6 protein-coding genes are annotated in these 6,242 nt (G+C 37.0%); 1 reads left to right on the plus strand and 5 read right to left on the minus strand.

What is annotated here, in order from left to right; genetic code table 11:
- Window positions 1–3: 3 nt before the first annotated feature.
- The 3 genes from QC759_RS04470 to QC759_RS04480 all read right to left on the minus strand — a co-directional run bounded on the left by QC759_RS04470 (window position 4) and on the right by QC759_RS04480 (window position 3,271).
- Window positions 4–993 carry an NAD-dependent epimerase/dehydratase family protein gene (locus tag QC759_RS04470; protein ID WP_048071938.1) on the minus strand — a complete coding sequence of 330 codons (990 nt, stop codon included), beginning with the start codon at window positions 991–993 and terminating at the stop codon, window positions 4–6.
- A 25-nt stretch (window positions 994–1,018) separates the two neighbouring features.
- Window positions 1,019–1,960, minus strand: coding sequence for an NAD-dependent epimerase/dehydratase family protein (locus QC759_RS04475; RefSeq protein WP_048071939.1), 942 nt, complete (start codon window positions 1,958–1,960; stop codon window positions 1,019–1,021).
- 153 nt (window positions 1,961–2,113) lie between these two features.
- Window positions 2,114–3,271 carry a nucleotidyltransferase domain-containing protein gene (locus QC759_RS04480; protein WP_048071940.1) on the minus strand — a complete coding sequence of 386 codons (1,158 nt, stop codon included), beginning with the start codon at window positions 3,269–3,271 and terminating at the stop codon, window positions 2,114–2,116.
- Window positions 3,272–3,361: 90 nt separating this feature from the next.
- Here QC759_RS04480 and QC759_RS04485 point away from each other — a divergent pair, with 90 nt between their 5' ends.
- Window positions 3,362–3,775 carry a hypothetical protein gene (locus tag QC759_RS04485; RefSeq protein ID WP_048071941.1) on the plus strand — a complete coding sequence of 138 codons (414 nt, stop codon included), beginning with the start codon at window positions 3,362–3,364 and terminating at the stop codon, window positions 3,773–3,775.
- 22 nt (window positions 3,776–3,797) lie between these two features.
- Here the strand turns inward: QC759_RS04485 and QC759_RS04490 are convergent, their stop codons facing one another.
- Window positions 3,798–5,573 carry an ABC transporter ATP-binding protein gene (locus QC759_RS04490; protein WP_048071942.1) on the minus strand — a complete coding sequence of 592 codons (1,776 nt, stop codon included), beginning with the start codon at window positions 5,571–5,573 and terminating at the stop codon, window positions 3,798–3,800.
- Window positions 5,574–5,583: 10 nt separating this feature from the next.
- Window positions 5,584–6,009, minus strand: a complete 426-nt coding sequence (locus QC759_RS04495) for a lasso peptide biosynthesis B2 protein (RefSeq protein ID WP_052659943.1) — start codon at window positions 6,007–6,009, stop codon at window positions 5,584–5,586.
- Between the last annotated feature and the right edge of the window lie 233 nt (window positions 6,010–6,242).

Genomic DNA, 6,242 nt, shown 5'->3' on the forward strand with positions numbered 1-6,242 from the left:
CCTCTAGAATTCTGCGCTTCGCTCGATGTCATCCCAGTTTTCCACAAACCATGAATGGGTTTTCTTCAAACCATCTTTAAAGGTTGTCTGTGGATTGTAATCCAGGATTTTTCTGGCCTTTTCAATGGATGAAAGAAGTCTGGTTTTGGCATCCCAGTCCCGGCGGGCTGCGTAGGCAATTCCCTCGGTGTTACCGGTTAACTCATTCACCATGTTCGCCATATCAATAACCCTGGTCTCAGTAGCAGATCCAAGGTTAATTGCTTCTCCAATGGCCTCTTCAACTATTCCCATGGCTATGAGACCATTAACAATATCATCTACATAAGTCCAATCCCTGGTTTCTGAACCATCCCCAGTGATAGGTAGTGACTGGTTAGTCATGGACCAGTACATGAAGTTGGGAATTACATTACGGTATTTTCCTGGAACTTCTCCAGGTCCAAACACGTTGAAAAATCGGGCATTAACAATAGGTAACCCATAGAGATTGTGGAAATAATTAGTGTAAAGTTCTCCAATGAGCTTGGTAACCTGGTAAGGAGTATGTAAACTAATAGAAATATCATGTTCTTCAAATGGCATTTTAGAGTCCAGACCATATACTCCACATCCCGATGAAGAGTAAACAAAGCGTTCCACTCCCACAAGATGTGCGTACTCTAAAACTTTTAATATACCCATCCCATTCACCATGAGATCCAGTTCGGGGTTATCTACCGAGTTTTGGTTGGCAAAATGAGCTGCCAGATGGAAAACATAGTCTGGTTTCTCCTTAAAGACACGCTTGAGCATCTCATCATCAAGAATGTCCCCTTTTACGAAGTGTAGATTTTCAACTTCGGGAATATTCCATTCGTAAGCTGAATCAAGATTATCTAATATTATAACTTTCTCTGCGTATTCTGATAGTTTCCGGGTGAGGTTGCTCCCTACACAACCAGCACCACCAGTCACTAAAACTGTTTTATTACTGTAATCATTATAATCCACGTCAATCTCCCCAAATCTTTATATTTTAATCTTCTACCCTGTAGAACCATCGCATCCATTCTACAGTTTTCTTAATCCCTTCTTCAGGATTTATTTTAGGATCGTGCTTTAAATCCTTTATTGCCTTGGAAAAATCAATGGTTTTAACCTGTGTGGTGAAGTCCTCTGCCTCTTCATAGGTAACTAAAGAATCATCACGGCCAACAGCATTCAGTACTATGTCCGAATAGTCCTTAATATCTTTCTCCCATTCTGTACGTCCACCCACATTGTATACTTCACCAGGGATGAAATTATCCACAATATTGGCAAAGGTAAAGGCCGTATCTTCCACATAATCAATGATACGTTTATGTCCTTTGTAAACTGTGTAGGGTTGATTATGTAGTGCTTTATAAATAAAAATTGGTATGAAACCTTTGAATGGAGAATATTCTTCGTGGGGCCCGTAACAGTTTACCGGGCGTACCCGTACAGTTTCCGTGTCAAACATGGTGGCGGAGTTCATACACATGAGCTCCCCTGCCCATTTGGTTATGGCATAATCATTCATCTGGTAAGTGTCTTTAATGGGATTTTTTACCATCACATCTTCGGTCATTCTTCCGGTGTAATCCCCATAAACCTCTGCAGATGAGAAGAATATCATTCTAAAACCCAGTTTTTCCTGTAATCGAATCATATGTTTGGTTCCGATTACATTAGTTTGCCACAGGTTTTCATAATATCCTTCTCCGTTCCAGCGACCGTATTCTGCAGCTAGATGATATACATATTCAAATTCATTGTTATCAAATAGACGTTCTAGTTGTCGGTAGTTACGCACGTCACATCTTTGGTAGTTGTCTCTGTTATTATGTAATAGGTCCACAGCAAAAACTTCATGGCCTCTTCCTTCCAATTCATGGACAAGGTTGGTTCCTATGAATCCTGCTCCGCCAGTTACTAATATTTTCTTAGATTCGATGAATATTCCCCCTAAAGTACAACTTTAGTATAAGCTTGTTATATTTACAATTAATTATAAATCTATTGTTTAAATTCGAATTATTTAAACAAAAAAATTATGGGCCTTCATCTATGATCATAAATACATTTTAAAAAATATGTTTACATGATTCTAATCATTTATTCTTCTTAAAATCTGAATTGGACGTTTGATAAAATACATTATTCTAGTTGAAAAATTATTATCTTCAAATGAACTCCATTCATCACTTCGAGGAATTATTATTATTTTCAAAATATCTTTTAATCCATCCATTTTATTTTCCCTCAAATTGAATCGTAACTTTAGTTTATTAAATATGCTAAATTTTTCTGGAATAAATATCAGTTTCATAACTTGTTTCTCTAAATCTTCTACCCTTTCATCATTATCTATGTCATTTTGAACTTCAAAAGGTAATGGTAAATTAAATAATTTTTTAGAAAGAGATAAATTCAAGGATAAAATACGTTTGATTGATAGATAATGCGATTTTTCCATTAGCTGATTCCAATTTATTGTTTCAGATCTTTTTATAAGTTCTGCAAGATCAAAAAGCCAAGATAAACGGCTCCACATGTGTCCTGCAACATGAATGGAAAGGATTAAAATTAAATCTTCATCAGTGAATGTTTCAACATCTAATTCATTTAAACTAATTGATTTGAAATTATTGGCTGGAAAATATCTGAAATTTGATAGTGAAAAGGAGAAGCCAATTGGGTTCCATTGAATTTCTAGGAGAATATTATTAGTTATGTTTCTAAACTTGTACTCTCTTTGAAATTTTATGTATTCTGACTCTTTCGATTCATTTAAATTCATTACTGCTTCGTAATTTTCATGAAGAAGAATCCTTTTCACTTTATTAAAGTCTTTTTTATCAATAAATATATCAATATCTCCGAATTCACGCAGGGATATGTTCCCATATGCTTGAATTGATAAAATTGGTCCTTTATATGGAATTAAGGTGATATTTTCAGATTGAAAAATTTTGACCAATCGACAAAGTTCCCCCATAAATAAAAGATTTCTTTGGGTGTTAATGAAATAATAATCTTTTAGAGTGCACATTACATCTTCAGGAACATGATCAGGATATTTTATTAAATTTGAGTATAATAGTGGCCTAATTTTATGATATGAGGCTTTTTTTAGCAAATAGTCCCAATTAACTTGATCAAGTAATTTTTTTATTTTAATTTCATTCGAACTATCTTGTTGATTTTGAAATAGTAAGATTAGTAATTTATCTTCGGTTTCCAGTTTGAAAGGTTCTTTGATCATCTAAACCAGTTAAAGTTTATGTTAAGGATGGAGAAATATTTATTTATTTGTAATTTCTAATTTTCATTTAATAAAAATCGTGAGGAAAATATGGAATTTATTATAAAAATAGTAATATTAATTTCAATTGTGTGTTTAGTATTTAGCTCCGGCTGTATCGAAAATACCAACGCAAACAGCACTTGGGGTGAAAAGAAATTATCCTTAGATACACTCCAAATATCCAATAGTACTGTTGGAAATAGAAGCGAACTGAACGATTCCATATACTATGTAAGTGGATCTATCTCAAATAAGAACTCCTTCGAAGCTTTGGATCCAAAAATACAAGTCACCACTTATTATGCAAATGGCACAGTATTTGCTGTGAATGATACTCCCTACTTGAAACCTCAAAATATACCTGCAACAGGAAAATCATATTTCTATGCTAGATTTGAAGACCCCAATAAGCAAATTTCGAGATTCGAGGTTAAAATCTTATCTGCAAAAGGACAATATTAAATTATTCTTATTTTTATTCAATTTAAACTGGAAGATCCCAGAATATCCCTTTATCAGATAACTCCTGCCAGGTACCACTTTCCATGATTTCCGATTTGTCAATTAAATGAATAATATCTGCATTTTTAATGGTAGAAATTCGGTGGGCTATCATAAGAATGGTTATTTCGCCGTGAATATCATCAATAGCCTTTAATATTTTCTTTTCATTATCCGAATCAAGATTACTGGTGGCCTCATCCATAATGAGAAGTGAGGGTTTCCTTAACAGTGCTCTGGCCAGAGCCAGTCGCTGTCTTTCTCCACCGGATAATCGAACACCCCGATCACCAATCACCGTATCCATACCTTCAGGTAGTTTACTGACAAAATCGTATGCTGCAGCCATCTTTAGGGCTTCCTTAAGGTCATCTTCACTGGCATCAGGACGGGCAAGTTTTAAATTAAAACGGATGGTTTCATTGAAGAGGAATGTTTCCTGGGCCACATAGCCAATCCTGTTTCTCCAGGAAGCAACAGAACTAGGTGTAATGGGTTTCCCATCCACTGTCACCTTACCCTGGTCTGGACTAATGAGACCCATGACCAAATCAGCCACTGTACTTTTGCCCGCCCCTGATGGTCCAGCAAGGGCAATGGTCTTACCGGCTGGTATTTCCAGGTTCAAATTATCCAGGGTAAATTGATTTTCATCTCCATAGGAAAAAAAAACATTTTCCAATTTAATAGACTCTTTAAACTCCACTGACCCGTTATCTTTTTCTTTAGATTCGGAGTTATCTAAAAACTGTTCTTCGAGACTGCTTACATTACCAAAGGCAGGTAACATGTTGATGAAATACTGGTAAGCCCTTTGAACTGTTGAAAACTGAGGAATCATCCGTACAAATAGGTAAATCAATAAAAAGAGACTGGCAGTAGGCAGCTTCACAACTTCAATGAGGATGAACACCATGAGGGCCAGGACAATTACTGTTCCCACATCGAAGAGTAATTTAACATCAGCGTAACTCCTTATGGCTTGAAGATAGTTTCCAGCCACCTGGTTGGACTGTTTTTTAAAGATTTTCTTGTTTTCATCCTGCATTCCAAAGCTTTTTATGGTTTTCATTCCATCCAGGTGCTGGAGGATGGAATAGTATAAATCACGAGTAGTGGTGGTTATGTCCTCACCGCTGGTTCTGGACCTGCTGGCTCTTCTTCTTAAAACTAATAAAATAACTATTCCCACTGCAAATATCACTCCCGTAAAAAGACCGGCCAGTTCCAGGGCAAAGATGATGTAAACCACCAGGATCATGATACTGGCTATGAATGTCAAAAATTGTCCGGTTCCCGTACTTATCCGTTCGATTTCATTGGTGAGTGCATGGGCCAGGCTGGATGATTTCATTCTGGAAAAAAATAACCAGCTGGAGTTGGTGATGGCATTATAGAGACGTTGCCGGAGGTGGTTGGCAAACTGGTACTGGATCTGGGAGGTCTGAAGAGTCTGGTATCTGGTTAAAAGGGCGCTGACACTGATGACAACCACATAGAGGATCAAAACAAGAACCAATGTGGGCTGTAAACCGAGAAATGAGAAAAAATTTGAAACCAGAACATCGATCTGCCCCAGGGATCCCTGGCCCACATCCAGACCCACCAGTCCCAGCAGGGGAACTAATATGAGCAGGCTAACGGCTTCATTAAGACTCAAAATAACCATCAGAGTCAGGGCCAGTGCCACTTTTCGGGGCATTAAACTGATTAAGTTCTCGGTGAACTCACCCATGAGACTGTTTTTGAAATTTAACATGAAACACCCTTTAAGTCTGATCTATATCCAGAATGGTTTTAAATTCCTTCTCGGATTCTCCCAAAACCACCAGGTCACCCTGTTCCAACCAGGCGTGGGCTTCAAACTCTCCATTTAGAGTTGAAACTCCGATTTTGATGGAAGGTTGGTAACCATATTTGGAGAACAATATGTACCCGGCCAGGGCCTGCACCAGGCAGGTGGCCCGGGGAATATACCTTGAAGATACCATGATCATGGTTCTTAGTCTGGCCATGGAAACCACGTGTTCCGTGGTTGGATGATATTTGCTAGCCCTTTTCTGGACTTTTCTTTGAACAGAAGGAAATGGAAATAACCAGAGAGTTATTCTTATCCGGATTACCCAGAATAAAGATTCAAGAGCAACCAGTTTATCTCTGGAGGGTAATTTTATGAAGTTTGAAATAACTCCCATATTCTTGACTCTCAATTTTCAAGTTATAGTACACTCTTGTAACTTTCCTATATAATATATCAAGAAACACATCATTAAAACAACACCTCAAAAAAATACTATTGTGACAAAATTCACAAAGTGATTTTCAACTTGCACAATTTCCCCTAGAACTACATTTTCCAGATTGATATTGTGAAAATTTGCACAGAATTAATAAATCCAATTAAAGTTTTGGTGAAGATCTTCACCAA

This window comes from Methanobacterium formicicum (genome assembly GCF_029848115.1).
GTDB lineage: Archaea > Methanobacteriota > Methanobacteria > Methanobacteriales > Methanobacteriaceae > Methanobacterium > Methanobacterium formicicum.

What these genes read in the sequence shown, in the direction of transcription:
- QC759_RS04480 (WP_048071940.1), bottom strand. Translation starts at nt 3,271, where the DNA reads ATGATCAAAGAACCTTTCAAACTGGAAACCGAAGATAAATTACTAATC.
- QC759_RS04485 (WP_048071941.1), top strand. Translation starts at nt 3,362, where the DNA reads ATGGAATTTATTATAAAAATAGTAATATTAATTTCAATTGTGTGTTTA.
- QC759_RS04490 (WP_048071942.1), bottom strand. Translation starts at nt 5,573, where the DNA reads ATGTTAAATTTCAAAAACAGTCTCATGGGTGAGTTCACCGAGAACTTA.
- QC759_RS04495 (WP_052659943.1), bottom strand. Translation starts at nt 6,009, where the DNA reads ATGGGAGTTATTTCAAACTTCATAAAATTACCCTCCAGAGATAAACTG.